Source organism: Methylorubrum sp. SL192, assembly GCF_026672325.1.
In the GTDB taxonomy this organism is placed as follows: domain Bacteria; phylum Pseudomonadota; class Alphaproteobacteria; order Rhizobiales; family Beijerinckiaceae; genus Methylobacterium; species Methylobacterium extorquens.
In genome coordinates this window covers 5,074,472-5,098,466 of record NZ_JAPPQV010000003.1, presented here as the reverse complement: position 1 = coordinate 5,098,466, position 23,995 = coordinate 5,074,472, and the positions used below count along the sequence as shown (strand labels likewise).

At 69.1% G+C, this 23,995-nt stretch carries 21 protein-coding genes; 11 read left to right on the top strand and 10 right to left on the bottom strand.

Annotated elements, in window-relative coordinates; genetic code table 11:
- Window positions 1-40: 40 nt before the first annotated feature.
- The 4 genes from OVA30_RS24755 to OVA30_RS24740 all read right to left on the bottom strand — a co-directional run bounded on the left by OVA30_RS24755 (window position 41) and on the right by OVA30_RS24740 (window position 4,341).
- Window positions 41-529 (bottom strand): hypothetical protein, encoded by a 489-nt coding sequence (locus tag OVA30_RS24755; protein ID WP_003602697.1) that lies wholly within the window; start codon window positions 527-529, stop codon window positions 41-43.
- A gap of 17 nt (window positions 530-546) precedes the next feature.
- Window positions 547-1,038 carry a hypothetical protein gene (locus OVA30_RS24750; protein WP_253399372.1) on the bottom strand — a complete coding sequence of 164 codons (492 nt, stop codon included), beginning with the start codon at window positions 1,036-1,038 and terminating at the stop codon, window positions 547-549.
- 69 nt (window positions 1,039-1,107) lie between these two features.
- Window positions 1,108-2,727: a chromosome partitioning protein ParA gene (locus OVA30_RS24745; protein WP_244413927.1), complete on the bottom strand. Its 1,620-nt coding sequence runs from the start codon at window positions 2,725-2,727 to the stop codon at window positions 1,108-1,110.
- 429 nt (window positions 2,728-3,156) lie between these two features.
- Complete coding sequence (locus OVA30_RS24740; RefSeq protein WP_268177300.1) at window positions 3,157-4,341, bottom strand: ceramide glucosyltransferase; 1,185 nt, start codon at window positions 4,339-4,341, stop codon at window positions 3,157-3,159.
- A 115-nt stretch (window positions 4,342-4,456) separates the two neighbouring features.
- On the opposite strand from OVA30_RS24740, the gene OVA30_RS24735 reads away from it, so the two are divergent.
- The 4 genes from OVA30_RS24735 to OVA30_RS24720 all read left to right on the top strand — a co-directional run bounded on the left by OVA30_RS24735 (window position 4,457) and on the right by OVA30_RS24720 (window position 8,675).
- On the top strand, window positions 4,457-5,350 hold the full coding sequence (locus OVA30_RS24735) for a histone deacetylase family protein (protein WP_268177299.1): 894 nt from the start codon (window positions 4,457-4,459) through the stop codon (window positions 5,348-5,350).
- Window positions 5,351-5,410: 60 nt separating this feature from the next.
- Complete coding sequence (locus tag OVA30_RS24730; protein WP_076641115.1) at window positions 5,411-5,842, top strand: DUF1810 domain-containing protein; 432 nt, start codon at window positions 5,411-5,413, stop codon at window positions 5,840-5,842.
- Window positions 5,843-6,313: 471 nt separating this feature from the next.
- A complete protein-coding gene (locus OVA30_RS24725) occupies window positions 6,314-7,156 on the top strand; it encodes an ATP-grasp domain-containing protein (protein WP_015821114.1) in 843 nt (280 codons plus the stop codon).
- Window positions 7,157-7,364: 208 nt separating this feature from the next.
- Window positions 7,365-8,675: a GNAT family N-acetyltransferase gene (locus tag OVA30_RS24720; RefSeq protein ID WP_268177298.1), complete on the top strand. Its 1,311-nt coding sequence runs from the start codon at window positions 7,365-7,367 to the stop codon at window positions 8,673-8,675.
- Between the two features lie 19 nt (window positions 8,676-8,694).
- Here OVA30_RS24720 and tsaA read toward each other — a convergent pair whose 3' ends face one another.
- Entirely contained in the window at window positions 8,695-9,201 is a 507-nt protein-coding gene (gene tsaA / locus OVA30_RS24715; protein WP_268177297.1) for a tRNA (N6-threonylcarbamoyladenosine(37)-N6)-methyltransferase TrmO, read from the bottom strand.
- Between the two features lie 164 nt (window positions 9,202-9,365).
- Between tsaA and OVA30_RS24710 the strand changes: the two genes are divergently transcribed.
- Window positions 9,366-10,853: an AMP nucleosidase gene (locus OVA30_RS24710; protein ID WP_003605238.1), complete on the top strand. Its 1,488-nt coding sequence runs from the start codon at window positions 9,366-9,368 to the stop codon at window positions 10,851-10,853.
- 113 nt (window positions 10,854-10,966) lie between these two features.
- Here OVA30_RS24710 and OVA30_RS24705 read toward each other — a convergent pair whose 3' ends face one another.
- From OVA30_RS24705 to OVA30_RS24695, 3 genes are all read right to left on the bottom strand, one after another.
- Window positions 10,967-12,664 (bottom strand): methyl-accepting chemotaxis protein, encoded by a 1,698-nt coding sequence (locus OVA30_RS24705; protein WP_268177296.1) that lies wholly within the window; start codon window positions 12,662-12,664, stop codon window positions 10,967-10,969.
- Between the two features lie 206 nt (window positions 12,665-12,870).
- Window positions 12,871-15,363, bottom strand: coding sequence for a PBP1A family penicillin-binding protein (locus OVA30_RS24700; RefSeq protein ID WP_268177295.1), 2,493 nt, complete (start codon window positions 15,361-15,363; stop codon window positions 12,871-12,873).
- A 250-nt stretch (window positions 15,364-15,613) separates the two neighbouring features.
- Window positions 15,614-16,114, bottom strand: a complete 501-nt coding sequence (locus OVA30_RS24695; protein ID WP_268177294.1) for a winged helix-turn-helix transcriptional regulator — start codon at window positions 16,112-16,114, stop codon at window positions 15,614-15,616.
- Between the two features lie 107 nt (window positions 16,115-16,221).
- On the opposite strand from OVA30_RS24695, the gene OVA30_RS24690 reads away from it, so the two are divergent.
- The 3 genes from OVA30_RS24690 to OVA30_RS24680 are packed head-to-tail and all read left to right on the top strand — an operon-like array spanning window position 16,222 to window position 18,850.
- Entirely contained in the window at window positions 16,222-17,439 is a 1,218-nt protein-coding gene (locus OVA30_RS24690; protein ID WP_442786127.1) for an MFS transporter, read from the top strand.
- Between the two features lie 59 nt (window positions 17,440-17,498).
- The gene (locus tag OVA30_RS24685) at window positions 17,499-18,728 is read left to right on the top strand and encodes an MFS transporter (protein WP_268177292.1); all 1,230 of its coding nucleotides are present in this window, start codon (window positions 17,499-17,501) and stop codon (window positions 18,726-18,728) included.
- Window positions 18,725-18,850: a hypothetical protein gene (locus OVA30_RS24680; RefSeq protein WP_265223212.1), complete on the top strand. Its 126-nt coding sequence runs from the start codon at window positions 18,725-18,727 to the stop codon at window positions 18,848-18,850. The genes OVA30_RS24685 and OVA30_RS24680 overlap by 4 nt, the downstream gene beginning before the upstream one ends.
- Before the next feature lie 108 nt (window positions 18,851-18,958).
- Here OVA30_RS24680 and cydB read toward each other — a convergent pair whose 3' ends face one another.
- Both cydB and OVA30_RS24670 read right to left on the bottom strand, forming a co-directional pair.
- Window positions 18,959-20,002, bottom strand: a complete 1,044-nt coding sequence (gene cydB / locus OVA30_RS24675; protein ID WP_268177291.1) for a cytochrome d ubiquinol oxidase subunit II — start codon at window positions 20,000-20,002, stop codon at window positions 18,959-18,961.
- A 151-nt stretch (window positions 20,003-20,153) separates the two neighbouring features.
- Window positions 20,154-20,486 carry a hypothetical protein gene (locus tag OVA30_RS24670; RefSeq protein ID WP_268177290.1) on the bottom strand — a complete coding sequence of 111 codons (333 nt, stop codon included), beginning with the start codon at window positions 20,484-20,486 and terminating at the stop codon, window positions 20,154-20,156.
- Window positions 20,487-20,864: 378 nt separating this feature from the next.
- On the opposite strand from OVA30_RS24670, the gene OVA30_RS24665 reads away from it, so the two are divergent.
- Genes OVA30_RS24665 through OVA30_RS24655 form a run of 3 tightly spaced genes read left to right on the top strand, consistent with a single transcriptional unit; the run spans window position 20,865 to window position 23,995 of the window.
- Window positions 20,865-22,805 carry a PAS domain-containing sensor histidine kinase gene (locus OVA30_RS24665; protein ID WP_268177289.1) on the top strand — a complete coding sequence of 647 codons (1,941 nt, stop codon included), beginning with the start codon at window positions 20,865-20,867 and terminating at the stop codon, window positions 22,803-22,805.
- Window positions 22,806-22,848: 43 nt separating this feature from the next.
- Entirely contained in the window at window positions 22,849-23,601 is a 753-nt protein-coding gene (locus OVA30_RS24660; protein WP_268177288.1) for a peptidoglycan-binding domain-containing protein, read from the top strand.
- Between the two features lie 52 nt (window positions 23,602-23,653).
- Window positions 23,654-23,995 carry a DUF1491 family protein gene (locus OVA30_RS24655; RefSeq protein WP_012252440.1) on the top strand — a complete coding sequence of 114 codons (342 nt, stop codon included), beginning with the start codon at window positions 23,654-23,656 and terminating at the stop codon, window positions 23,993-23,995.

Genomic DNA, 23,995 nt, shown 5'->3' with positions numbered 1-23,995 from the left:
CAGCGGGGCGAGTTGGCAGCGGTCACTCGGGCGAGGGCCGTTAGCCGGCCGGATCGAACGGGATTTGAGCGATACGTCCCGTTGCCGGATGTTCGCTCAGCTCGACATTGAAGGTCTTGTAGATGAAGGCGAGCAACTCCTCCGCCGCGCAGGCGCGCGTCTCGGACGAGGCCGCCGCCGCTTTCGCCTCATGATAGCGACGCGACAGGATCTCTTTTTCCGAAAGCGCCGTTCGCAGCGCCATCTTCGTCGCGGTGATCGTCAGCCGGCACTCGCTGATTTCGTTCATCAGCGCCGATCGTTCCGATTGCCATCGGACGCGCTCCTGCTGGACGCTTTGAATCAGGTTCAGCGCCTGCGGCTCGATCATCTCCTTCCAGCGCTGCAAGTCGTGGATCGTGTCCGCGGCTTGCTTCACCAAACCCAATGCGTCGTCGAGCCTGACTTCGACGCCGAACATGGCCCATTCGGAGGGCTGGACCGGAAGGCCGCTCTCGCTGGTGATCGGGCATGGGCTGTCGAGGTCCATCGGAGCGCGTTCACGCCTTACGGCGCGTCCTGTCCGATGTCGCCGGTCTCCGCGGGGACGGGCTTGTTCTTCGAGCCGAAGGCCGTGAACACGGCGTCATAGATGCGGACCAGCCAGGTTTCCGCCTCCTTGGCACGCGCTTCGGCGCGGCGGGCACGGTCCTCCGCTTGGCTCAGCAGAACCTGGTTCGAGGCGAGCGTCTTCTGGAGCTGCCGCACCTCGTCCTCAGCTTGGCTGATGACGCTTCGGAGCTGGTTCTCGAGATCGACGGCGCGCTCTTCGCTGATCCGGATCGCTTCGGCGGCCTCCTGCACGAGGTCGATCGCGGAGACCCAGTCGCGCTGCGGCGGCGTGGCCGTGCCCCCGTCGGAGGCGGATGCGGTGTCGGAGGTGGCGGGCGAGAAATTGATGATCTTGTCTCCCGGTCGCGTCACGTTGGCCTGCCAAGCCCGCATGAGAATGGAATTGCCGGAGGAAGGGGCGGCGTCTTTCACGGCCTGTTCTGACATTCAAACATCCTTCCGAGTCTTTTTTGCCAGGTCTTTTTTGTCAGGTCTTCTTTGCCGAGGAACGGCGAATTAGGCCGACTTGCCCGTGGAGCTGAACGGCCGAACGTTGCTGACCTCGTCGGCCGAGGCATGCGCGGTCTCTTCGTCGAGCTCGTCGTTCACCTGCTCCCGCCACGGGCGGCCCGAGCGTTTCAGGGCATCGTGCTGCTTCTGCAGCGTGACCCGGCTTTCGCGCGCGATGTCGAGGGCACCTTGCAGCAACGCGCGCTCCGAGCGCTCGTTCTGCAGCTCTTCCATCAATCTGCGGTTGGAGGCTTCGAGATCGGCGCGGGCGGCTTCGTGCCGGTGGGTCAGGTGCTCGATGCGGTCGTTCAGAACCGCGTTGCGGTTCGTCGTCTGCTCGATCGCCGCATCCTTGGCGGCCAGAGCCTTGTTGAGCATGTCGCAACGGCTATCGAGTTCGCCGCGAATGCGCTGGATTTCCAGGAACCGCTCGGTCTGGCGCGAAAGGTCGGCTTGCAGGGCTTCGAGACGGCGTTCCAGCGTGCTGCGCGCGATGGTCGCTTCCTTGAAATTGCGATCGACCGAACGGAATTCCTCGTCCTTGTCCCGCAACTGGTTGCGCGCCTGCACCAGCAACTGTTCCGTCGAGGTCGCCCGGTTCAGCGCGGCTTCGAGTTTCATCGCGAGGCTGGCGCGGTCGTTTCGAAGCGCGGACAGCTCCGTTTCGTGCTGCGCTTCGTTCCGCTCCCTGACGGAGATTTCCGTCGCGAGTTGGGTCTCGACGATGCGCAGGCGCTGCCGGTCAGCCTCGGCTGTGGTCGTCAGGTCGCGATGGCGGGCATCCAGATCCGCGAGCTGGGTCGCCTGCTCCTCGCTCAGAAGCTGGAGACGGCGTCCCTCGACCTCCAGCAGACTGTTCCGCTCGCGGACGTTGTTCAGCTCGTGCTCGGACCGCGCCAGGGCGCTGTCGGCGGCCTGGGCTTCCTGCCGCAGCGCCCGGCTCTCGCTCGTCAGAGCTTTGTTCTGCTCGACCTCGGAAAAGAGCTGGCGCTCCAGGTTCTCGATGGCCGACACCTTGTCGCGCAGATCGATCTGATGCGCCTCGACCGCTGCATCGCGCTCGCGCAGGCTTTCCAGGGTTCGCTTCGCGTGAACCTGGGAATCCGCCAGCTCGCTGTTCATCCGCGACAGCTTCGTGGAGAGATCCGCCACCTCGTCGCGCAGGCTGCCGTTGGCGCTGACTTCCTGCGTCAGCGTGTTCTCAAGCTCGGCGATCCGCACGCTGGCCTTGGACAGCTCGCTGCTGATGCTCGCCAGCGGCTGCAGGATCAGCACGAAATCGTCTTGGAGGCTTCGCAGGTCGTCCAGGCGGCCGACCATCGCGTCGATGCGCTGCCGGACGACCTCGTCCCGTTGACCGATGGCGTCGAGGTTCGTCGGAGCCGGCTCGGGGGCCGAACGGGAGCGTCTTCCGCCCTCCATCAGGTCGGGGAGAACCGCCTTCGGCAGCCGCGGCGAGGGGGGCGGCTCCGGGTTGCGCGGCCGTTGCTCCGCGTCGCGGTCGCGTGAGGCGGATGACGTCGGCAGCACGTTTCGGAACGGCATCCAAGCCATCGCGGTGTGTTTTCCCATAACGACACGGCGAATTCGCGTGCTTACTGCTTTTTTAACAGATTTGTCACGCAACGCGAGTCGCCGGACCCGTTGGCAACAGGCTTCTTCCTGATGGGATGCGTATCGATCTTTTGATAACTAAATCGTGATTGCGGAATATTTCTTAGTATATCCATATTTTATTGCTGTGTTTATATCAACAATTTGGTGATTTGATAAGAATTGCCTCTCATGGCGTCGGGTTGCTGGCGCCAGTGATCGTGATGGCCGTCAGGTTGCGCGGATTTCTGTTGCCGGGGATGCTCCGGCAAAGAACGCCTCTGCAAAGAACGCTTCGGCGTGGGTTGTTGCGATACGCGCGGAATTCGCTCAGGGCGAATAATGCCCAGTTATTACAATCTAAGGACGCATGAGGTTCGGGCGCCTCCGCTCGCCAACGTAAACCGCGTCACGTCGGCGCGGAGGCTGCTTCGGGCCGTACCCTCATGAGGGTCGCGGCGGTCAGGCGGCGCTCGGACCTGTTTCCAGTGCGGTCCCGTCGCGGGTGCGGATGTCCATGGCGTTTCCGCGCCAGACGATGGCGGTGCGCGCCCAGGCGCTCGCCCAGATCGCCGGAAGAAGGGCGTCGCGGACCAGGAGGGCCGCGAGCATCCGCGGCGAGCGGTGCCAGCCGACGCGCGCGGCCAGCGCGATCTCCGACCCGTACCAGAGGGCGCCGGCGCCGACGAGCCAGAGCGTGGCGTCGAGGCTTCCCGCCACGAGACCCGTCAGCACCAGCGGCAGCAGGGCGCCGATGCCGATCTCGGGGGCGAAGAACAGCGGGAAGGTGACCCGTCGCAGTCGCGCCCAGCGCACCTGCCGCGACCAGACCTCCGACAAGGCGCGGTGCCCGAGCGGCTGCTGGAAGGGCGAGGCGACGAGATGCACCTGCCTGCCCGCCGCGCGCACGAGCTTGGTCGCGGCGGCATCCTCGGCGATCTCGGCGTTCAAGGCGCGGATGCCGCCCTGCGCTTCGAGGAAGGGCTTGTTCCAGAGCATGCTCTTGCCCTGGGCGAAGCCGAGGCCCAGCGCCTCGCCAGCATATTGCCAGCGGGCCTGCAGGGTGTTGAGGAAGGCGCATTCCACTTCGGCGAAGAAGTTCGCCGGACGTGCGCCGATCGGCGTCGAGCAGACGAGGCCGCTGCTCGTCCGCCACGCCGCCTGCATCTGCTGGATGTAATCGGGCGGCATCAGGACGTTCGAATCGGCCAGGATCACCCAATCGTGCCGGGCGGCATCCCAGCCGCGCACGCAATTGTTGAGCTTCGGGTTGCCGCCGATGCGCTCGTCGCCGAGGATCAGCCGAGACGGGATCTGCGGGTGCGCCGCCCGCATCCGCTCCAGCAGCGGCAGGATCGGGTCGCCGGCCTCCGCCACGCAGAAGATCAGCTCGTAGGCCGGATAATCGAGCCGGAAGCTCGCGAGCAGCGTCTCCTCGCTGAATGCTTCCAGGCCGCACAGGGGCCGCACCACCGAGACGGGGGCGCTCGCGGGGAAGGCGGATGCCTTGCTGAGGTCGCCGCCTTTGTCGCGACGTTTGCGCCCGATGCGCAGGGCCGCCACCGCGAGGCTCGCGAGGTTGACGGCGACGAGAACCGCGCAGAGCGCAAGGGCGGCGAGCGCGCCGCTCTCCGGCAGGGCGATCATGCGCGGCGTCTCCCGTCGAGGGTTTCTTCGGACGCGACGGCGCGTCTCATCACGCCCCTAGCAGCGCCGCCTTATCAGGCGTGTGACACTTCAAACGCCGTCCCAGGCCGTTCCCTTGATCCCGATCGTGTTCCACCCGGCCTACGAGGCCGAACTGCCGGAAGGCCACCGCTTTCCGATGCGCAAATACGGCCGGCTCGCCGAAATTCTGCGCGCCCGCGGCCTCGTGCCGGACGGCTTCGTCACGCCGGAGCCCGCCGACGCGGCGCTGCTCTCGGGCGCGCATGATCCGGCCTATGTCGCCGCGGTGCTCGCCGCGCAGGTGCCGCGGGCGATCGAGCGGGCGATCGGCCTGCCCGTGACGGAGGCGGTCGCCGCCCGCGCCTGCGCCTCGGCCGGCGGAACGCTGCGCGCCGCGCGCCTCGCACTCAGCCACGGGCTCGCCGGCAGCACGGCCGGCGGCAGCCACCACGCGCGGCGGGCCGGCGGCGCAGGGTTCTGCGTGCTCAACGACGTGGCGGTGGCCGCCCTCGCCCTGAGACGCGAGGGCGCGATCACCCGAGCGCTGATCGTCGATCTCGACGTGCATCAGGGCGACGGCACCGCCGACTGTCTCGCCCGCGAGCCCGACCTGTTCACGCTCTCGATCCACTGCGAGCGCAACTATCCGCACGACAAGGTGCCGGGCGACCTCGATATCGGCCTGCCCGACGGGCTCGACGATGCGGAATATTGCGCGGTGCTGGAGGCGCGCCTGCCGGCGCTGGTCCAGAATTTCGCGCCGGACCTGATCTTCTACAATGCCGGCGTCGATCCGCATCGCGACGACCGGCTCGGCCGCCTCTGCCTCACCGATGCGGGACTGCTCGCCCGCGATCGATACGTGGTCGGCCTCGCGCAGTCGCAGCGGATTCCGCTCTGCGCCGTGATCGGCGGCGGCTATGGCAGCGACGTCGACGCCCTGGCTGCGCGCCATGCCCTCGTCTTCGAAGCGATGGCCGCAGCCTGAGGAACGCCGGTCTGCGCGCCCGGTTTGCCAGTCACGGCGATAGCGCGACAGGAAGAGACGATGCCGGATGACGCGTTCGATCTGAACCGGTTCGTGGAGGCACAGGACGGCCTCTACGCGGACGCGCTCGCGGAAATGCGGAACGGGCGCAAGCAGAGCCACTGGATGTGGTTCATCTTCCCCCAGATCGCCGGGCTCGGCTCCAGCGCGATGGCCCGGCGCTACGCGATCCGCTCGCTGGCCGAGGCGCAGGCCTATCTCGCCCACCCGCTGCTCGGCGAACGGCTGCGGACCTGCACCCGTGCCGCGAACGCCTGGGAGGGCCGCTCGGCCCACGCCCTGTTCGGCGCGCCCGACGACGTGAAGTTCCGTTCCTCCATGACGCTGTTCGCGCAGGCCGATCCGGACGACCCGGATTTCGCCCGTGCGCTCTCGATATACTTCGAAGGACGGCCCGACCCGCTGACCTTGGAGAGGCTGGAACAGCGTTGACCCAGGAGCGTCGCGCCGCCGTCCTTCGGCTTCGAGCAGACTCCAAAGCCGCAATTGAGTTCTAACCCGATTTTTCCGGGTCGCGCATCAGTATAGAAGTATTATAAAAAGTTGAGAGTGCTGATGATTGGTTGTTGACGTTACATTGCGCGGAAACATAAAAGTTTCAAGACCGCCGATCTAAGATCAAATATTAGTCCGTTCTCTGAGGGTTCGGGGATTGGTCGGACATGAGGCTCTACGATGAAGCGCGCGCTTGTCTTAGCCAATGGCCCGCGCATCCAATACCGAGTTTTGCGATGTGCAGGCGAATGCTTTGATGAAGTCTACGTCCTGGGTGCAAACGATGCATATCTCCTGAAGCGTTCGCGCTTTTGTGAAAGATACATCGATTTTACCGGAGATTTTGCTAATATTCGGCAATCGGATCTTGCCGATATTCGCCGGCTCTGCGCCGTCCACAAGATCGATATGGTGCTCCCGAGTTGCAGCCGGACGACGCGTCTCCTGGCGGCCCATGGGGCCGAGATCGGGGCGCCGTACTATCCCGTGCCGGATCAGGAAACCTTCGACGCGCTCGACGACAAGTGGCGCTTCGCCGGCGTCTGCGCCGACCTCGGTCTTCCCGTCCCGCTGACGCGGCGGTTCGAGACGATGGCGGATCTGCGCCGCGACCCGGACTGTGCCCACCTCGAATTCCCGCTGATCCTGAAGCCGGCGGCCATGTCGGGCGGCTACGGCGTGCGGCGGATCGATTCCGCCGACGCGCTCCCCGAGCATCTCAGTTACACACCGATCATCTGTCAGGCTTACGTGCCGGGCGAGGAGTTGAGTGCGTTCTATCTGTGTGAAGCCGGAAAGATCTTCGCCTCGTTCTCCTATCGCCGGACCCTGACAAAGCTGGAGGAGATCCGCGTTCCGGCCATTGATGCGCATGCGAGCCGGCTCGTCGCGCATTTCCGCTATGACGGGGTGATCGGGTTCGACGTCCGGCGCCGGCCCGATGGCGAGATCGCCTTCATCGAGTGCAACCCGCGCTTCTGGTACCACATGGAAGTGGCGATGCTGGCGGGCCTGAACTTCGTCACCCTCGGCTGCCGCCTGCGTGAGGGGGAGAGCGGCCCTCCGGATTCCGATACGCTCAAGATCCGCTCGCCGCGACGCCTGTGCGGAAACCTGCTCACGCCCTGGCGCCTGAACCGCGCCGAGCGGGCCTATCTCCGCTACATCGTCCGCGATCCGGCGATCTCCGGCTGGGCCGCCTTCCAGAGCGCGATCGGCCGCTACCGTCTCGCCGGCGGACAGCTCCTGTGAGGCACGCGCGTCGATGCGCGGGAGAGCGGCGCCGCTTCCGGCCGGTTCACGCCGAGCCGGTCTGCGCATCGGGATATCCCCCTCAAGAGCGCGTGCTTTAAGCGCGGCTTTGTCGTCGTTCTCGACCGGCAGAGATGTCACGACGTCGTGAGCCGGCCCGCGGATGCAGGACCGGTGGAGCGACGCGACCGAGGGAGAGGGGCCGTCCATGGATTCGAGCGGCGACTTCGCGAGCCTGCCTTTAGCCGAGCCGGCGCCCCCGTCTTTGGTGCCCGATGCGGTCTCGCACCGGCCGGTCTTTTCCGTCGAGGTCGCGACCGCGCCGCGCTTTCGCTCGCTTGCCGCGGAATGGCGCCGGCTGGTCCGGCGCTGCGCCGAGCCGAACGTGTTCATGGAGCCCGCCGTCGCGGGTGCGATGTACACCGCGACCGAGACGCCGCTGCACGTTCTCCTCGCCTGGTCCCGCCGCGGCGGGGGAGAGGCCGAGCTGGTCGGTGTCTGGCTCCTCGTGGTCGGCCGGCCCTCGTCGCGCCTGCCGATCCGGACGCTCGAAGCCCCGTGCAATTCGCTGACCTTCCTCGGCTCGCCGGTGCTCGATCGCGACCATGCGGTCGAGGCCCTGTCGGCGATGCTCGATGCCGTCGCCGGGAATCCCACCCTGCCGAAGCTGATCTGTGCCAACCAGATCGCGATGGACGGGGCGGTCTACGCCGCCCTCGTCGGCGCGGCCGGCCGTCGGGGCTTCCGAATCGTCGAGATCGAGCGCCGGCAGCGCGCCCGGCTCGATGCGCCGGTTGCGGGACAGGCTGCGCCGGCCTCTCCCGTCTCCTCGAAGCGGCGGGCCGAGTTACGGCGCCATCGCAAGCGGCTCGCGGAGCAGGGCGAACTGCGCCAGATCAGCTCTCGCAAGCCGGAGGACGTCAGCGCGGCGTTCCAGGAATTCCTCGATCTGGAGGCGGCGGGATGGAAGGGCCGCAAAAGCCGGCGCGGACGGGCGATCCGCAACGCGCCGCCGCTCTGCGCCTTCGCCCAGACCATGATCGTGGGGTTGGCGCGGGACGGCTGCGCCGGCATCGAGACCCTGCGCCTCGACGGCCGGGCCATCGCGATGAACATCTGGCTGCGCTCCGGCCGCACGGCCTTCGGCTGGAAGATGGCGTATGACGAGCGTTACGCGAAATGGGGGCCCGGCTCGCTGCTGATGGAGGCGACGACCGAGACGGCGTTCGCGGATGGGACCATCGACACCATCGATTCCTGCAACCGCGACACCTCGGCGGCGCTGGCGCAGATCTGGCCGGAGCGCCGCGAGATCGCGGATCTCCTGATCGACGTCTCCCCCGGCGGCTCCCTGCGCGGCCGGTTGACGGCCCTGTCGGAGACGCTGTTCCGGCACGGTCGCGGCGTCGCCCGCCGGACCTACAAGACCCACGTCAAGCCGGTCTACTTGCGGGCCCTGGCCCGGCTGACCGCGGAGCCGCGATCCGGAGCGGGCAAGCAGGGGAAGACCGACGGGTAGGAGGTCCGATCCTGCCGGATCAGGGCGTGGCCGGCTTCTCCGTGCCGGCGCGATCGACCCGCGCCTCCGGCCGGCTATCGGTCGAGGCGAAGTAAGGCTTGATGTCGAGCAGCGGCGTGCCGTCGATGCAGTCGAGCCCGCGCACGCGGACGATGCCGTTGGCGATGTCGAGCCGCTCGACCACGGACAGGGCGATGGGGTTCGGCCGCGCCGGCGAGCGGAGCGAGAAGGTGCCGCGGCTGCCCGGTGCGTGGCGCGGCTGCTGGCGCACGAGGTCGCGGGCGGCCCGGTCCATCCAGTAGAGCACGATCAGGTGGGTGGCGCCCTCCAGGTTCTGGAGCGCGGGCCGGTAGGCGGCATCGACTTCGAGGGTGCAGACCGCGTCCGTCTGCTTGCCGTTCTTCGGGCACTCGCCCCGGTTCTGCCACGGCGTGCGCACGCGGCCGATGAAGTAGAGCCCGGCATCGTAGTCGGCGGGCAGCGGGATCGCCTCCTCGCCGGGGCGCCGCTCGACATCCTCGTTCATCCGCTCTCGCTTCCCCGTTTGGCGACGCATGCCTTGTCGCCCCGGTGTGCGGCTGCCGCAAGGTGGGCAGGTCGTTTGCAAGGCAAGCCTCTTGCTCGTCTCGCTGCCAACTCGTCTCGCTGCCAACAGCGGTGTAGACGTCTTGGGGTCAGCGGGGAGAGCACATGGTCATCGACGAGTTGCGGCCGATGGAGGCCGTTGCCGACGCGGAGACGGCCGTGGATCGGCTCGAGGCGCTGCATGCGGGCGCGACCCAGGCGCTCCAGGCGGCCCTGGCGCGCTACCTCGAACATCGCATCGCCCCAGACGCGACCGAACGGCTCCAGTTCCGCTACCCCGAGCTGCGCCTGACCTACCAGCCCGCGGGGCCGCTGCCGCGGCTCAACCGGGCCACCGCCAAGTTCCAGGCGCCCGGGCTCTACGCCACCACGGTGACGCAGCCCGGCTATTTCCGCGCCTATCTCTTGGAGCAATTGCGGCCGCTCGTGCGCGATTACGGCGCCAGCATCGAGGTCGGGCTGTCGGCCCAGGAGATTCCCTATCCCTACATCGTCGAGCCCGGCACCGATCTCGGTGGCAGCGGCGTCAGCACCAGCGATCTCGCCACCCTGTTCCCGACACCGCTCCTCTCGGTGGTGGGCGACGAGGTCGCCGATGGCCTGTGGCTGGAGAATGCGGGCGATCCGCGCCCGCTCGCGTTGTTCGACGGGGTGCGCACCGATTACTCACTGCGCCGGCTGGTGCATTACACCGGCTCGGACTGGCGCGAGATCCAGCCCTGGATCCTGCTGACTAATTATCACCGTTACGTCGACGGCTTCGTCCGCCACGGGCTGGAGCGTCTGGCGGCGGGGGAGGGGGAGCGGCTTGTGCTGCCCGGCGGGATCGTCGTGGAGCAGGCGGAGGCCGCCTCGGCCGATCCGGCGGCGCTGATCGCCGCTTCGCCCTGGCACAAGTATCAGATGCCGGCCTACCACCTCGTCGGCCGCGGGCCGGACGGGGCGCCGCAGGGCACGACGCTGGTCAATATCGGCGTCGGCCCCTCCAACGCGAAGACCATCACCGATCATCTCGCGGTGCTGCGCCCGCATTGCTGGCTGATGGTCGGGCATTGCGGTGGATTGCGTCAGTCCCAGACCATCGGCGACTACGTGCTCGCCCACGGGTACCTGCGCCGCGACCGCATCCTCGACGACCTCGTGCCGCCGGAGATTCCGGTGCCGGCTTTGGCCGAGGTGCAGATCGCCCTGCAAGCGGCGGCGGCCGCCGTCACCGGCGAGCGGGCGGACGCGCTGAAGCAGCGCCTGCGCACCGGCACGGTCGTGACCTACGACGATCGCAACTGGGAGCTTCGCTTCAGCCAGGAGCGGCGGCGCATCAACCTCTCGCGGGCGATCGCGGTGGACATGGAGAGCGGCACCATCGCTGCGCAGGGCTATCGCCTGCGGGTACCCTACGGCACGCTGCTCTGCGTCTCCGACAAGCCGCTGCACGGCGAGATCAAGCTGCCGGGCGCGGCCAACGCCTTCTACGAGCGGGCGGTGGCCGAGCATCTCAAGATCGGGCTCGCCACGCTCGACACCCTGCGCGCCGACCGGGCCGGCCTGCACTCGCGCAAGCTCCGCAGCTTCGACGAGCCGCCGTTCCGTTGAGGGTTCGGGGTTTCGAAAGGGCAAGCCCTTTCGCGGGTCCATGGCGGAGCCCTGGTGGTGCGTGAGCCGGGGCGCTGCCCCGGCGCCCCGGCAATTGAGATCCCGGTGCGAACCTACGCTGCCCGCACCGTGGCGAGGAACTGCGAGACCTGGGCGCGCAGGGCCTCGGACTGGCGTGACAACTCGCCCGCGGCGCCGAGCACTTGGCTGGCCGCCGCGCCCGTCTCCTCGGCGGCGTTGGCCACGCCCACGATGGTGCCCGTCACCTGCGACGTGCCGGTCGAGGCCTGGGTGACGTTGCGGACGATCTCCTGCGCCGCCGCGCCCTGCTGCTCCACCGCCGCGGCGATGGCGGTCGCCGTCGTGTCGATGTCGCGGATACGGCCGGCGATGTCGCCGATCGCCGCGACCGCCTCACCGGTCACGCCCTGGATCTGCCCGATCTGGCCGGAGATTTCCCCGGTCGCCCGGGCAGTCTGGTTGGCGAGTTCCTTGACCTCCGCCGCGACCACCGCGAAGCCGCGGCCGGCCTCCCCGGCGCGGGCCGCCTCGATGGTGGCGTTCAGCGCCAGAAGGTTGGTCTGTCCGGCGATGGAAGAGATCAGCCCAACCACGTCACCGATGCGGCCCATGGCAGCGTTCAGTTCTTGGACGAGATGCGCGGTCCGGTCCGATTGCGTAACGGCGGCCCGCGCCAGATCGGTGGAGCCCGCGACCTGCCGGCCGATCTCGGCGACCGAGCTGCCGAGTTCCTCGGCGGCGGACGCCACGGTGTTGACGTTGGTCGCCGCCTCTTCCGCGGCCGCGGCGACGGTGGTCGCCTGGGTGGCGGTCTCGACTGCCGTCGCGGTCATGGTCGATGCGGTGGCCTGAAGCTCGGTCGCCGAGGAGGAGACCATGCCGACGATGCCGCCCACGGCCGTCTCGAAGCGGTCGGCCAGCTCGATCATCGTGCGCTTGCGCTCGGCGGCCGCCGCCTCGTCGGCAATGCGGCGCATCTCGGCCTGCTCGGTGGCTTTCTGCGCGACCATCTCGCGGATGCCTTCGACGGCACGGCCGACCGCGCCGATCTCGTCGCCCCGCTTCGCCTCGGCGATGCTGGCGTCGATGTCGCCCTGCGCCATCCGCCGCAGCACCGACACCAGACGGCTGAGCGGGCGAACGATGCCGGAGACGACGATCAGGCCGGCCAGCCCGAGCGCGACAAGCAGAGCCAGGGCGGACCCTGCGATCAGGATGTTCGTCGCGAAGCGGGCATTCTCGAAGACCGCCTGTTTCTCCGCCTGCATTTCCTGGCCGATGCGATCGATGCGGGCCTGCACCTGTCCCCGAAGCTTGGCGCGCACGGGAGCCGCCTCCTCCTGCGCGACCTTCATCGCGGCGACGCTCTCGTTCTTCAAACCCAGTTCGGTCGAGCGCCCCAGGATGTTGAAATATGTCTTCGCCGATTCGCGAAGCGCTTCGCTGGCGGCGCGATGCTCCGGCTCTCCCGCAAGTTCGGCCAACTTGTCGAGGGACGCATGGCTCGCCGCAATCGCCGCATCCTGGCGGCTCTTGTAGCCTGCCACCTTCTCGCTGGCCGTTTCGATGATGATGTTGCGATTCTGAATCGTCGCTTCGGTGATGTTGATCTGGGCCTTGAGGATATGCTCCTGCCGCGCGGCCTGTACATCGGTGACGCGCTGCGTCTGATTAGCGATGCTGTCGAGTGAATACTTGGCATAGACGATCGAACCGACCGACGTTGCGGTCAGCAAGGCGAGCGGTATCGAGAGCTTGAGGGCGATCCGCGTGTTGTCGATGATGTTCACGGTGGCGGCCTCTGAATCAGAACTCCACCATACTGTTATTTGATCTACATTAATTTTCGATTGCAAATGGTGCGCCTCATCTGCCCTCGCAGCAAATTCGGCGGGGCTTGCCAGTGCAGAGGTGGTTCACAGCGCCGCACAAAACTCTCGATCTCTGACCGTTCTCTCTGGCTATGACAGAGCAGCGGGCGGTTTGTGAGGGAGACTCAGCGCTCGCGCTGCCACAGTCCGGCACGCTCGGCGCGCGCCTGATCCTCGGCCTCGATGAGATCGCTCGGCGCGTCCTCGGCAGCCCGCGCCCCGCCCGCCGTCACGATCAGCGAGGCGAGGTCGTCGCCGTCCAGGCGGCAGCGTGAGGAGGCCGGATCGCCGGAGCAGATAATCTCCCGGCGGCGAAGATAGCGCGCGAGCTGGCGGGCGAGCGCGCCGCCCTCGCCGACGACGCCGAGCAGCCGCACCTTGCGCCCGCGGATCGTCAGCGTGCCGGTATCGACCACCTCGGGTACGCCGCGCACTTCGCCCGTGGCCGGGGTTGGCGCCGGGGCCGGGGCCACGGCGTTGGCCGGCGTCGGCTCCGCCCGTGCGGCGGAGGGGGCCGGGCGCTTTCGGCCCTTCAGCACCTTCTGAGCCCGTTCCACGAAGTCGTGGAAGACGCGGGCCGGGATATCGCCGCCGGTCACCTTGTTCATCGGCGTGTTGTCGTCGTTGCCGACCCAGACGCCGACGATCATGTCCGGGGTCAGCCCGACGAACCACGCGTCGCGGTAGTCCTGGCTGGTGCCGGTCTTGCCGCCGACCGCGAGGCCGTTGACCCGTGCAGCCTTGCCGGTTCCGGATTCCACCACCGCCTGAAGCGAATCGAGCATCATCGTCTGGACCTGCGCGTCCATCGCCGCGCCGGGCTTCGGCGCCGGGCGCTGGTAGAACGGCTGCGGCGTGTTTCCCCGGATCGTGCGGACGAGATAGGGCTCCACCGGCACGCCGGGGCCGAGAACGCCGGCATAGGCGCGGGTCATTTCCAGCAGCGAGACGTCGGCCGAGCCGAGGGCGAGACTCGGCACCTCCGGCAGGTCCGACTGCACCCCGAGGCGGCGCGCCTCGGCGACGATCGCGGGCAGGCCGACCTCCTCGCCGAGCTGCGCCGCGATGGTGTTGACCGAGAGCGCGAAGGCCGAGCGCAGCGGCAGGGCGCCGCGGAAGCGGTTGTTGGAGTTCTGCGGCTCCCACTCGCCGATCTGGGTCGGGCGGTCCACGAGCACGCTGTCGGGGAAGAAGCCCTTCCCATAGGCGGCTAGATACACGAACAGCTTGAACAGCGAGCCCGCCTGCCGCTTGGCCTGGGTCGCGCGGTTGAACTGGCTGTCCTCGTAGTCCCGGCCCCCCACCATGGCGAGGATCGCCCCGTCGGGCGCCATCGCCACGAGCGCGCCCTGGCCGACCTTCTTCTTTCCGCCCTCGCTGTCGAGGCGGCGGGCGAGCACGCCTTCGGCGAGGCTCTGGAGGTCGAGGTTGAGGGTCGAGCGCACGGTGACGTCGCCGGCCGCCTCGGTCAGCCGCTTCACGTCGCCCGACACCGCGTCGAGGAAGTAGTTGGTGCCCGGCGGCGTCTCGGGCGGCGTGTGCAGGTTGAGCTTCTCCGCCCGCGCCTTGTCGGCCTCGGGTTGGCTGATCGCGCCGGTCTCGACCATGGCCTGGAGCACGAGGTCGGCCCGCTCCTTGGCGCCGCCGAAGTTGCGGGTCGGCGCGAGCTGCGAGGGCGCGCGCACGAGGCCGGCCAGCATCGCCGCCTCCGGCAGGGTCAAACCCGCCGCCCCGTGCCCGAAATAGCGCCGCGCCGCCGCATCCGCTCCGTAGGCGCCGGCGCCGAAATAGGCGGTGTTGAGATAGCCGACGAGGATCTCGGGCTTCGTCAGCGTGCTCTCGAGGCGCAGCGCCAGGAAGGCCTCCTGGATCTTGCGCTTGAGCGTCTTCTCCTGGGTGAGCGAGGTGAGCCGGGCATATTGCTGGGTGATGGTCGAGCCGCCCTCGCGCACGCCGCCGCCGGTCGCGTTGCGCCAGACCGCACGCGCCATGCCGCGCAGGTCGATGCCCCAGTGGCTGTAGAAGCGCCGATCCTCGATCGCGACGATCGCTTGGGCGAGGCGGGGCGGCAGGGTCTTCTCGGTGAGCCGCTCGCCCTGGAACGCGCCGCGGGTGGCGAAGGCACGCCCGCTCTCAGCCTCGACCACGAGGGCACGCTGGTTTGCCTCCGGCGCCACCCCGCCGAGCGGCGGCAGGGAGGCGAAGGCGACAAAGACGTATCCGGCCAGGATGACCAGCGGCAGGCCGATCACGACGGCCAATCCGATCACCCAGGGCCGACGGCGGCGGGGAGGGCGCGCGGAGGGATCGTCGACGGGATCGCTCCGTGTGTCCGGCTGATCGACCGGGGCCGCGACGGGCGCCGTCGGTGCGGTGCGCGGCCCGGTCGAGCGGAGGCGGTCCGCGGTGCGAGCGAAGACCGGCTTGGCCCCGTTGGCTGCCCCTTTGGCCGCATCCCTGGCGGCAGCGGTTCCGCTGCGCCAAGCGCTGCGTCCCGCGCTCCCGGCGAGGCGGCCGAGCTGGCGCGCCAGCAAGGCGGCCGCCCGCGCGGCTTCGCGCGCTGCGGCCCGCGTCTCGGTCCCGTCCTCGCCCGGCCTATCCGGTCCCTGCGCCGTCATTGCGAACCGTTCGCCGCCCGCCGGAAATCACGCATCATGGGGCGGACCTTAGCGGAGCGGGGGGCGGCAAGGCTACGCGCCCGAAGGGGGGCGCGAAGAAGGGCGCCGATGGGTGGCCCCGGCGACACGCTCGGTCACCGCCCCTCTCGCGGCCGTCACATGATCCGACATGGGGCCGGGGCTCGGATCGAAGGCCGATCGGCTTGACCCTGCTCAGGGCTGGTGAGCGTGGAAACCGAACCCTGCCCCGTTACCTGGAAGCGGGTATTCCGGCACCCGGCGCCTTTCCAGCGCCCACTCGATCGTCGCCCGCTTTCCTCACGCGAGTCTCGGCCCAGGTCAGGGAGCGTCCCTCGGCCGAGTGCAACGCCATCCGTGCGACCGGGATGCCCGTTGCCGTGTCCACAAGGGCGGATCGGTTCTCGTCGGGACGATAGAGGTAATCCTCGCCCCACTGCCGAAGCGCGACGATGACGAGGAAGAGGCCGCGGCCCTTCTCCGTCAGAACGTATTCGCGGTAGGCGCTCCCGTCCGAAGCCGGCGCGGTCTCCAGGACGCCGCGCTCCGTGAGGTCGCGGAGCCGGGTCGCCAGCATGCCCTTCGCGATGCCGAGGCCTGCCTGGAACTCGCTGAAGCGCCGCACACCCTCGAAGGCGTCGCGGATGATGAGGAGCGACCACCAGTCGCCGATGACGTCGAGGGCCCGCGCCACCGGGCATGCCGCTTTGCCGAAGCCGACCCGCTTCACCATCTACCCTGCTCCTGCCCGAGCAATCTGGTTCTAAGTTAGAACTGGATCATGGTGCGCACAAGTGGTCTCAACATGGAACCAAAATGGGCTCATGCAGGACAGGACCGATGCCGCAGACGGGCGATTGCCGAACCCCAAACCGGATGAACGCCGGCTTGGAACGGGTCACGACACTGATCCTGGCCGTGGCCGCCGGCCTCAGCGTCGCGAACGTCTACTACGCACAGCCCCTCCTCGACGCGATGGCGCGCGATTTCAGGATCTCACCCGGTGCCATCGGTCTCGTGGTGACGCTGACCCAGGTCGGCTACGGGCTGGGCCTGATCCTGATCGTGCCGCTCGGCGACCGCGTCGATCGCCGCCGTCTCGTGCTCATACAGGGTGCACTATCAGTGATAGCGCTGATCGTTGTGGCCACGGCCGAGATGGAGGCCATGCTGTTTGCCGGTATGGCGGCGGTGGGCCTGCTGGCGGTCGTGGTCCAGGTGCTGGTGGCTTTCGCCGCGACGCTGGCGAGGCCGGCCGAGCAGGGCCGGGCGATCGGGACGGTGACGAGCGGCATCGTCGCCGGCATCCTCGCCGCCCGCTTCGTGGCGGGGACGGTGGCGGACCTCGGCGGGTGGCGGGCCGTCTACCTGACCTCCGCCGGGCTGACGATCATGATGCTCGGTCTCCTCGCCCTCACCCTGCCGCGGCATCCGACTCCCGACCGCGCGGGCAGCTATGCCGCCGCGCTCCGCTCCATTCCCACCCTGTTCCTGCAGGACCCGATCCTGCTCGTGCGGGGCATCCTGGCACTCCTCGTCTTCGCGGCCTTCAGCGCCTTCTGGACGGCGATGGTGCTGCCCCTCAGCGCTGCACCCTTCGCCTACTCCCACACGCAGATTGGCCTGTTCGGCCTCCTCGGTATGGCGGGCGCGTTCGCTGCCACCGCTGCCGGCCGGCTCGCGGATCGCGGCCTCGGCCAGTGGACGACGGGCTTGGCCCTGGTCCTCCTGCTGGGCTCATGGGGACCAATCGCGCTGCTGGCGCAGTCGATCCCCCTGCTTCTCGTCGGCGTCGTCTTGCTCGACCTCGCGGTGCAGGCTGTGCACGTCACCAATCAAAGCATCCTCTTCGCCCGGCACCCCGAGGCCCGCAGCCGTCTCGTGGGCGGCTACATGGTGTTCTACGCGGTCGGCAGCGCCATCGGTGCGATCGGCGCGACCACGGCCTACGTTCATGCCGGCTGGCTCGGGGTCTCGGGTTTGGGGGCGGCGTTCAGCGTGATCGCGTTGGGCGTATGGGCCTCGAGTTCCAGCCTGCATCGATCGATCCAGGGCTAACTCGGCACCTCCATGCGTCTGCGACTATAATCCCGGCCCGCTTTCCCGGATCGACGATCGTGACCTCCCCTCCGCTTCTCCGCCGTCCCTCTCCCTGGATCGCGCTCGCCTGCGGCGCGGTCATCGTGACCATCGCCCTGGGCCTCCGCCAGGGGTTCGGCCTGTTCATGCGGCCGGTGGAGTTGGATCTCGGCGTCGGCCGCGAGAGCTTCGGCCTCGCCATGGCCGTGCAGAACCTGATCTTCGGGCTCGCCCAGCCCTTCGTCGGGGCGTTGGCGGACCGGTACGGGCCCGGCCGCGTCGCCGCAGGCGGTGGCCTCCTCTACGCCCTCGGTCTCGCCCTGGCAGCCTTCGTGTCCTCGGCCCTTGGCCTCACCGTCACGCTCGGCTTCCTGCTCGGGCTGGCCATGACCGGCGTCACCTTCGTCGTCGTGCTCGGCGCGGTCGTGCCGATGATGCCGGCCGGACGCCGGGGCGCGGCCGCGGGCATCGTCACGGCGGGCGGCTCGGTCGGGCAGTTCCTGCTCGTGCCGGCCACCCAGATCGCGGTGGACGGCCTCGGCTGGCGCGGGGCGCTGCTGGCCGGCGCCGGGCTGGCCGCCCTGATGGTGCCGCTCGCCCTCGGCATCGCCCGGAAGGCTGCCTCCGGCGCGGTGCGGACGGCCGCCTCCGCCGACGCGATCCCGCTCGGCGCCGCCCTGCGGCAGGCGGCGGGCCATCGCGGCTACTGGCTTCTCAATGCCGGGTTCTTCGTCTGCGGCTTCCACATCGCCTTCGTTTCGACCCACCTGCCGGCCGTGTTGAGCGATGCCGGCCTCGATCCGGGAATCGGCGCCCGTGCGCTGGCCCTGATCGGCCTGTTCAACATCCTCGGCTCCTACGCCTTCGGCGTCGCCGCGGACCGGCTGCGCAAGAAATACGTGCTGTCGTGGATCTACTTCGCCCGCGCGGCGGTGATGGCTTTGTTCGTCGTCCTTCCCTTCACCCCGCTGACCGCGACGCTGTTTGCCTGCGCCATCGGCTTCCTCTGGCTCGGCACCGTCCCGCTGACGAGTGGCCTCGTCGGGCAGATCTTCGGCGTGCGCTATCTCTCGACCCTGTTCGGCATCGTCTTCATGAGCCATCAGGTCGGCGCCTTCTTCGGCGCGTGGGGTGCAGGCTTCATCTTCGCCCAGACCGGTTCCTACCACGCCGCCTGGACCCTCTCCATCGGCATCGCGCTCCTGGCCGGTCTCCTCAACCTGCCGATCCGCGACGTGCCCCTGGCGCAGCAGGCGAGGCCGGCATGAGCGTTCGGGACGAACTCGTCGTCCTCGCCTTTCTCGGCGCGCTGACCGGGGCCGGCGCGCTCCTGTGGGCCCGCGAGGGGGTGGGGCTCTGGCTGCGCGCTGCCATTCCCCTCTGCTTCTAAGCCGGCGCCGGTCTCACCGCGCGATGGCGCGGATGAAATAGACGAGCGCCGTGAAGGCGAGGAGGCTCAGGCCGTAGAGGGCGGCGAACCAGAGGATGCGGCGGGCGCTCAATGGTAGCTCGCCGCGTTCGGGTTCTCCTCGATCTTCCCTCGGAAGACCCAGTAGGCATAGGCCGTGTAGGCGAGCGTCAGCGGCATCACCACCGCGTAGCCGACGAGGGCGAATTGCAGCGCCGAGGTCGCGTTGGCCGCCTGCCAGATCGTGAGCTTGGGCGGCACGATGTAGGGAAACAGGCTGATCGCGAGCCCGAGGAAGCCGAGCAGGAACAGGGCGATCGAGAGAAGGAACGGCGCGACATCGCGCCCGTCCTCGATCGCCTTCCAGATGCGCCAGCAGACGAAGGCCGTCAGCAGCGGCACGGGGGCCACGAACAGCACGTTCGGCCAGGAGAACCAGCGCCAGTGGATATGCAGGCCGAGGAACGGCACCCAGGCGCTGACGACCGCCATCGAGACGACGGTGCCGATCAGGAACTGTTTGGCCTTGATCCGCGACCAGATCTCCAGCTCGCCCGAGGTCTTCATCACGCACCACGTCGCGCCGAGCAGGCCGTAGCCGCAGACGAGTCCGATGCCGGTCATGACGCTGAAGGGCGTGAGCCAGTCGAGCGTCCCGCCGGAGAATCCCCTTCCTTCGGTCTGGAAGCCCTGGACGAAGGCGCCGAGAACCATGCCCTGCGCGAAGGTGGCGATCAGCGAGCCGTAATGGAACGCGTTGTCCCACACCACCTGAGACCGCTCGGCCTTGAAGCGGAACTCGAAGGCGACGCCGCGGAAGATCAGCGCGATCAGCATGAGGATGATCGGCAGGTAGAGCGCCGGAAGCAGGATCGCGTAGGCGACCGAGAAGACCGCGAACAGCCCGCCGCCGCCGAGCACGAGCCAGGTCTCGTTGCCGTCCCAGATCGGCGCCACCGAGAGCATCATCCGGTCGCGCCAGTTGCCGGGCCGCGCGGCGGTGAAGAGGATGCCGACGCCGAGGTCGAACCCGTCGATGACGACGTACATCGCTACCGCCAGCGCCAGCAGGCCGGCCCAGACCAGCGGCAGCCAGAAGGCCAAGCCTTCGTATTCGCTTCCGAAGCCGAACATCCTTGTTCCCTCCCGGCTCATGGCACCGGTGCGTGACACGAGCACCGCCCGAGTGACGGTCGCAAAACGCCCGCTGCGCCGCCGTGCTCAGAGAGGAGCGGAGCGGCGGTCAGGCGTTTCGCGAGGCCCTCACATCAGGCCAGAACCGCGCTTAGGGCGAAGTTGCTCCCCGCCAGGGCGGCTGTCGATCGCTGGCGGACAAGGTGTCGGCGGACGGTTGGGTCGGATGTTCTCGTCCGCCGACATGGCGGACGAGGGCGTTCGCCCCGGCCCGCGCCATGTCCTCGCGCGCCTCGGGCGGCAGGGCGTTCACGGCCTCCACCAGCGCGCCGATGCCGCCCGTGGTTAGGCGATCCATGACATCGCCCGAAGCGATCCCCGCCCCGGCGGCGTGCGGCCGGGCCGGATCGGCGCCGCCCTGGCGCTGAAGCGCGAGATAGGAGAGGGCGCCGATCACCAGGGCGGCGCGTAGAAGAAACGACATCGTTCCGGTTCCAGAGGGCACTGCATCGCCGGCGCGGCCGACGCAGGTCGATCGCCCGATCCTGCCATCCTCGCGCCACCGCCGGATGAACCGGAAGAGGCGAAAGCGCCGACGTGGTGAACGAAGTGTTTTTCCGCGAGCCCGCGCCCTCCCAGCCCCCTGTTTACCCTCTGTGGAGCGGCGGTCCAGCCCCGCTCGGACCTTGTGAAAAGCGGGGATCGGCGGCGCCTCCGGGTCCGGTCGTCGCCGCACTCGGCGGCAAGTGAGCGACCCTTTTCATCCTCGCTTAAACCGCCTCTGCGACGGTTTGCCTGAGATCGTAACGAGCAGTCGAGGGGCGCAAGACACCCGTGTTCCGGGTCAAGGCTTGCGTTGTGCGTGGTGGTGTTGCGTAAAGACGGTACCCTTGCCTCTCTGTTCGATTCCCGCCTGGCCGGGCTGGTCCATGCCTCCGCGCTGGCCGAGCCGAGCGTGCGCTTCCGCCATGAGCGGTTCCTGATCTCGCGGCTTGCCACCGGCGCCGTGATGATGGCGGGCCTGCCGCCCTATCTCGTCTGGCGCGGTGTCCCGAGCGGCCTTGAGGCGATCGCCATCGCGAGCCTGTTCCTGCCGCTGCTGGCCGCCGTGGTCCTGTCGCGCACCGGCTCGCTCTGGGTCGCGCATGCCCTGTCCTCGCTCGGCCTGACCGGCATCGTCGTCTGCCTCGCCGCCCTGACCGGCGGCGCGAGTTCGGCCGCGGCCATCTGGCTCGTGGCGGTGCCGCTGGAGGCGATGGTCTCCGGCTCGCGCCGGGCGACGATCGCCGCCTCCGTCATCGCCGTCGTCGGCGCCTTTGCGGTCGCGCTGAGCGGTTACCTGCCGGTCGGCGCCCTCGCGCTCGATTGGCCCAACGCGATCGTCATGCCGGTCTTTGCCGTGACCGCCATCGGCCACATCGCGGCCCAGGCGATGGAGCACATGCGCCGCGAGGGCGAGTGGCGCGCCCGGATGCAGGACAACGAGGCCCGCGACCGCCTGCTGCTCTCGGCCATCGACGACCTCGTGACCTGGCACGACGCCAACGGCCGCGTGCTGGAGGCGAGCGGCTCGGCCGCCCGCTTCGTCGGCGCCGAGGCGAGCCGCCTGCGCGGCCACGGCCTGCTCGACCGGGTGCATATCGGCGATCGTCCGGCCCTGCTCCAGGCGATCAGCGACGTCGCCGCCCACGGCGCGCCGGCCACGGTGCCGTTCCGCCTGCATCTCGACGCCGCCCGCGGCGACGGCAGCCGCACGATCTTCGCCGAGATGCGCGCCCACCGGATCGAGGCGGGGCTCGCCGGCGCCAACGGCTCGACCGTCGTCGCCGTGACCCGCGACGTGTCCGAGCATCGCCGCCACGCGCAGGAACTCGACCGCGCCCGCGCCGAGGCCGAGCGCGCCGACGAGGTGAAGACCCACTTCCTCGCGACCGTCAGCCACGAGCTGCGCACGCCGCTCAACGCCATCATCGGTTTCTCGGACGTGCTGGGCGGTGAGGGCGCGGTAAGCCTCTCGCCGGAGCGGTCGCGCGAATATGCCGGCATCATCGCCCAGTCCGGGCGCCACCTGCTCGACGTGGTGAACACGCTGCTCGACATCTCGCGCATCCGCGGCGGGCATTTCGACTTCCAGCCGGAGCCGGTCGATGTCGAGGCGCTGATCCGCGGCTGCTGCGACCTGATGCGGCTCAAGGCCGATGCCTCGGGCATTACCCTGACCAGCGCGCCCGTGCCCGCCGGCTGCGCCCTCGTGGCCGATGCCCGCGCCTGCCGCCAGATGCTCATCAACCTGATCTCCAACGCCGTGAAGTTCACGCCGCGCGGCGGGCGGGTGGAGGTGATGGTGCGCCGGGGCGGGGCCTATCTCGACATCGTGGTGAGCGACGACGGCATCGGCATCACCGAGGCCGACCTGCCGCGACTCGGCGACCCCTTCTTCCAGGTCGGCGGCGGCTACGGCCGGAGCCACGAGGGCACAGGGCTCGGCCTCTCGGTGGTGCGCGGCCTCGCGGGGCTGCATGGCGGCGCCGTCTCGGTCGAGAGCGCCCCCGGCAAGGGCACCGCCGTAACCGTGACCCTGCCGCTCGATTGCAGCCGCGCCAAAACCGCCACGGCCGGTGCGCGGGACGCTTCCGGCAACGGTGCCAAGGCTGCCGTCGCGCAGGCCCAGCCGGCGCCGATCCGGACCTCGGTGCGGGTCGCGGCGATGCCGGAGCCAGTCCCTGAGCCGATCCGTCGGCCGGCCGGCCTGTTCGATCCCGCCCCGCTCTCTACCAACCCGCCGATGCGCCGCGCCGGATGATCCGACCGAACGAGGCGCCATTCCCACGTAAAGGAGCGAATTGATGCGCGAGCCGCCCGCCAGACGGGACCAGCGCGAGATCGTCGTCCCCGGTGACATGCGCGTCGCCCGAGGCCCGGCCAAATCCGCGCCGCGCCGCAAGCCGGCCCCGCGCAGGCCCGCGGCGGCCGGCTGGAAGGCCGCTCTCCTCTCCGCCGCGACGGGGGCCGGGCAGGTCTGCCGGCGCTATCCCGGCGGCGTGTTCGGGACGTTCCTCGGGGTCGGCGCGGCGGTCTATGTCTGCGTCAACGCCATGGGCCTCCAGGCCGGGCCGCACCCGGCCCCGATCCTGCCGACCGTCGAGCCGAAGCCCGTAGCCGCGCGGCCCGCAGCCGCACCGGTTCGGGAGGTGCGCGCGGTGGAGGCGCCGAAGCCCGCCCCCGTGCGTGAGGTGCCTGTGCCCGCCCGCGACAGCATCGCCGACATGATCCGCTCCGGCGAGACGACCGCCTCCGTCACCCCCAGGGCCGAGCGCAAGCCCGCGCCCAAGCCCGCCGCGACTGAACCGAAGGCCGAGACGAAGGCGGATGCGGGCAAGTCCGAGGGGCCAAAGCCGGACCCGACCGTGATCCGGGCGCAGCGCGCCCTGACGAAGCTCGGCTACGGTCCGCTCAAGGATGACGGCCTGATGGGACCCGGCACGAAGGCGGCGATCGAGAAGTTCGAGCGCGACCGCAAGATGCCGGTGAAGGGCGAGGCGGCCGGGCCGACCTTGCGCGCGCTGACCCGCGAGATGACCGCCAAGGCGGGCGGGTAAAGCGCCTCGCCGCGCCATCGACGCGGCGGCCATCCGCGCCTATGAACCGGGCATGCCACGCCTTCGCTCGGATTTCTGGGTCTCCGCGCATCTGCGCCGCCTCAACGGCGAGAACATCCCCGCGGTGCAGCGGCGCCGCGGTTCGGCGGAGGCGGGGGCGATTTTCGTCAAGATCGACCGGCTCGACGGCACCGCCGACCTCTACGGCCCGGCGCCCCAGGCGCTGATCGATGCGGATGACGCGGGCGATCGCCGGTTCACGCCGATCCTCACCGCTGTCCCGTCGCCGGATGTCGAGGAACGCCTCGCGCGGGAGATCCGCTTCGATTCCGATCTCTGGATTGTCGAGATCGATGACCGCGAGGGCCGGCACGGCCTCCTGCTCGCGGAGTAG

Bases quoted from the DNA above. Each gene is read 5' to 3' on its own strand.
- OVA30_RS24755 (WP_003602697.1), bottom strand. From the start codon at position 529: ATGGACCTCGACAGCCCATGCCCGATCACCAGCGAGAGCGGCCTTCCG.
- OVA30_RS24750 (WP_253399372.1), bottom strand. From the start codon at position 1,038: ATGTCAGAACAGGCCGTGAAAGACGCCGCCCCTTCCTCCGGCAATTCC.
- OVA30_RS24740 (WP_268177300.1), bottom strand. From the start codon at position 4,341: ATGATCGCCCTGCCGGAGAGCGGCGCGCTCGCCGCCCTTGCGCTCTGC.
- OVA30_RS24730 (WP_076641115.1), top strand. From the start codon at position 5,411: ATGCCGGATGACGCGTTCGATCTGAACCGGTTCGTGGAGGCACAGGAC.
- OVA30_RS24725 (WP_015821114.1), top strand. From the start codon at position 6,314: ATGGTGCTCCCGAGTTGCAGCCGGACGACGCGTCTCCTGGCGGCCCAT.
- OVA30_RS24720 (WP_268177298.1), top strand. From the start codon at position 7,365: ATGGATTCGAGCGGCGACTTCGCGAGCCTGCCTTTAGCCGAGCCGGCG.
- tsaA (WP_268177297.1), bottom strand. From the start codon at position 9,201: ATGAACGAGGATGTCGAGCGGCGCCCCGGCGAGGAGGCGATCCCGCTG.
- OVA30_RS24710 (WP_003605238.1), top strand. From the start codon at position 9,366: ATGGTCATCGACGAGTTGCGGCCGATGGAGGCCGTTGCCGACGCGGAG.
- OVA30_RS24700 (WP_268177295.1), bottom strand. From the start codon at position 15,363: ATGACGGCGCAGGGACCGGATAGGCCGGGCGAGGACGGGACCGAGACG.
- OVA30_RS24695 (WP_268177294.1), bottom strand. From the start codon at position 16,114: ATGGTGAAGCGGGTCGGCTTCGGCAAAGCGGCATGCCCGGTGGCGCGG.
- OVA30_RS24690 (WP_442786127.1), top strand. From the start codon at position 16,222: ATGCCGCAGACGGGCGATTGCCGAACCCCAAACCGGATGAACGCCGGC.
- OVA30_RS24680 (WP_265223212.1), top strand. From the start codon at position 18,725: ATGAGCGTTCGGGACGAACTCGTCGTCCTCGCCTTTCTCGGCGCGCTG.
- cydB (WP_268177291.1), bottom strand. From the start codon at position 20,002: ATGTTCGGCTTCGGAAGCGAATACGAAGGCTTGGCCTTCTGGCTGCCG.
- OVA30_RS24670 (WP_268177290.1), bottom strand. From the start codon at position 20,486: ATGTCGTTTCTTCTACGCGCCGCCCTGGTGATCGGCGCCCTCTCCTAT.
- OVA30_RS24660 (WP_268177288.1), top strand. From the start codon at position 22,849: ATGCGCGAGCCGCCCGCCAGACGGGACCAGCGCGAGATCGTCGTCCCC.
- OVA30_RS24655 (WP_012252440.1), top strand. From the start codon at position 23,654: ATGCCACGCCTTCGCTCGGATTTCTGGGTCTCCGCGCATCTGCGCCGC.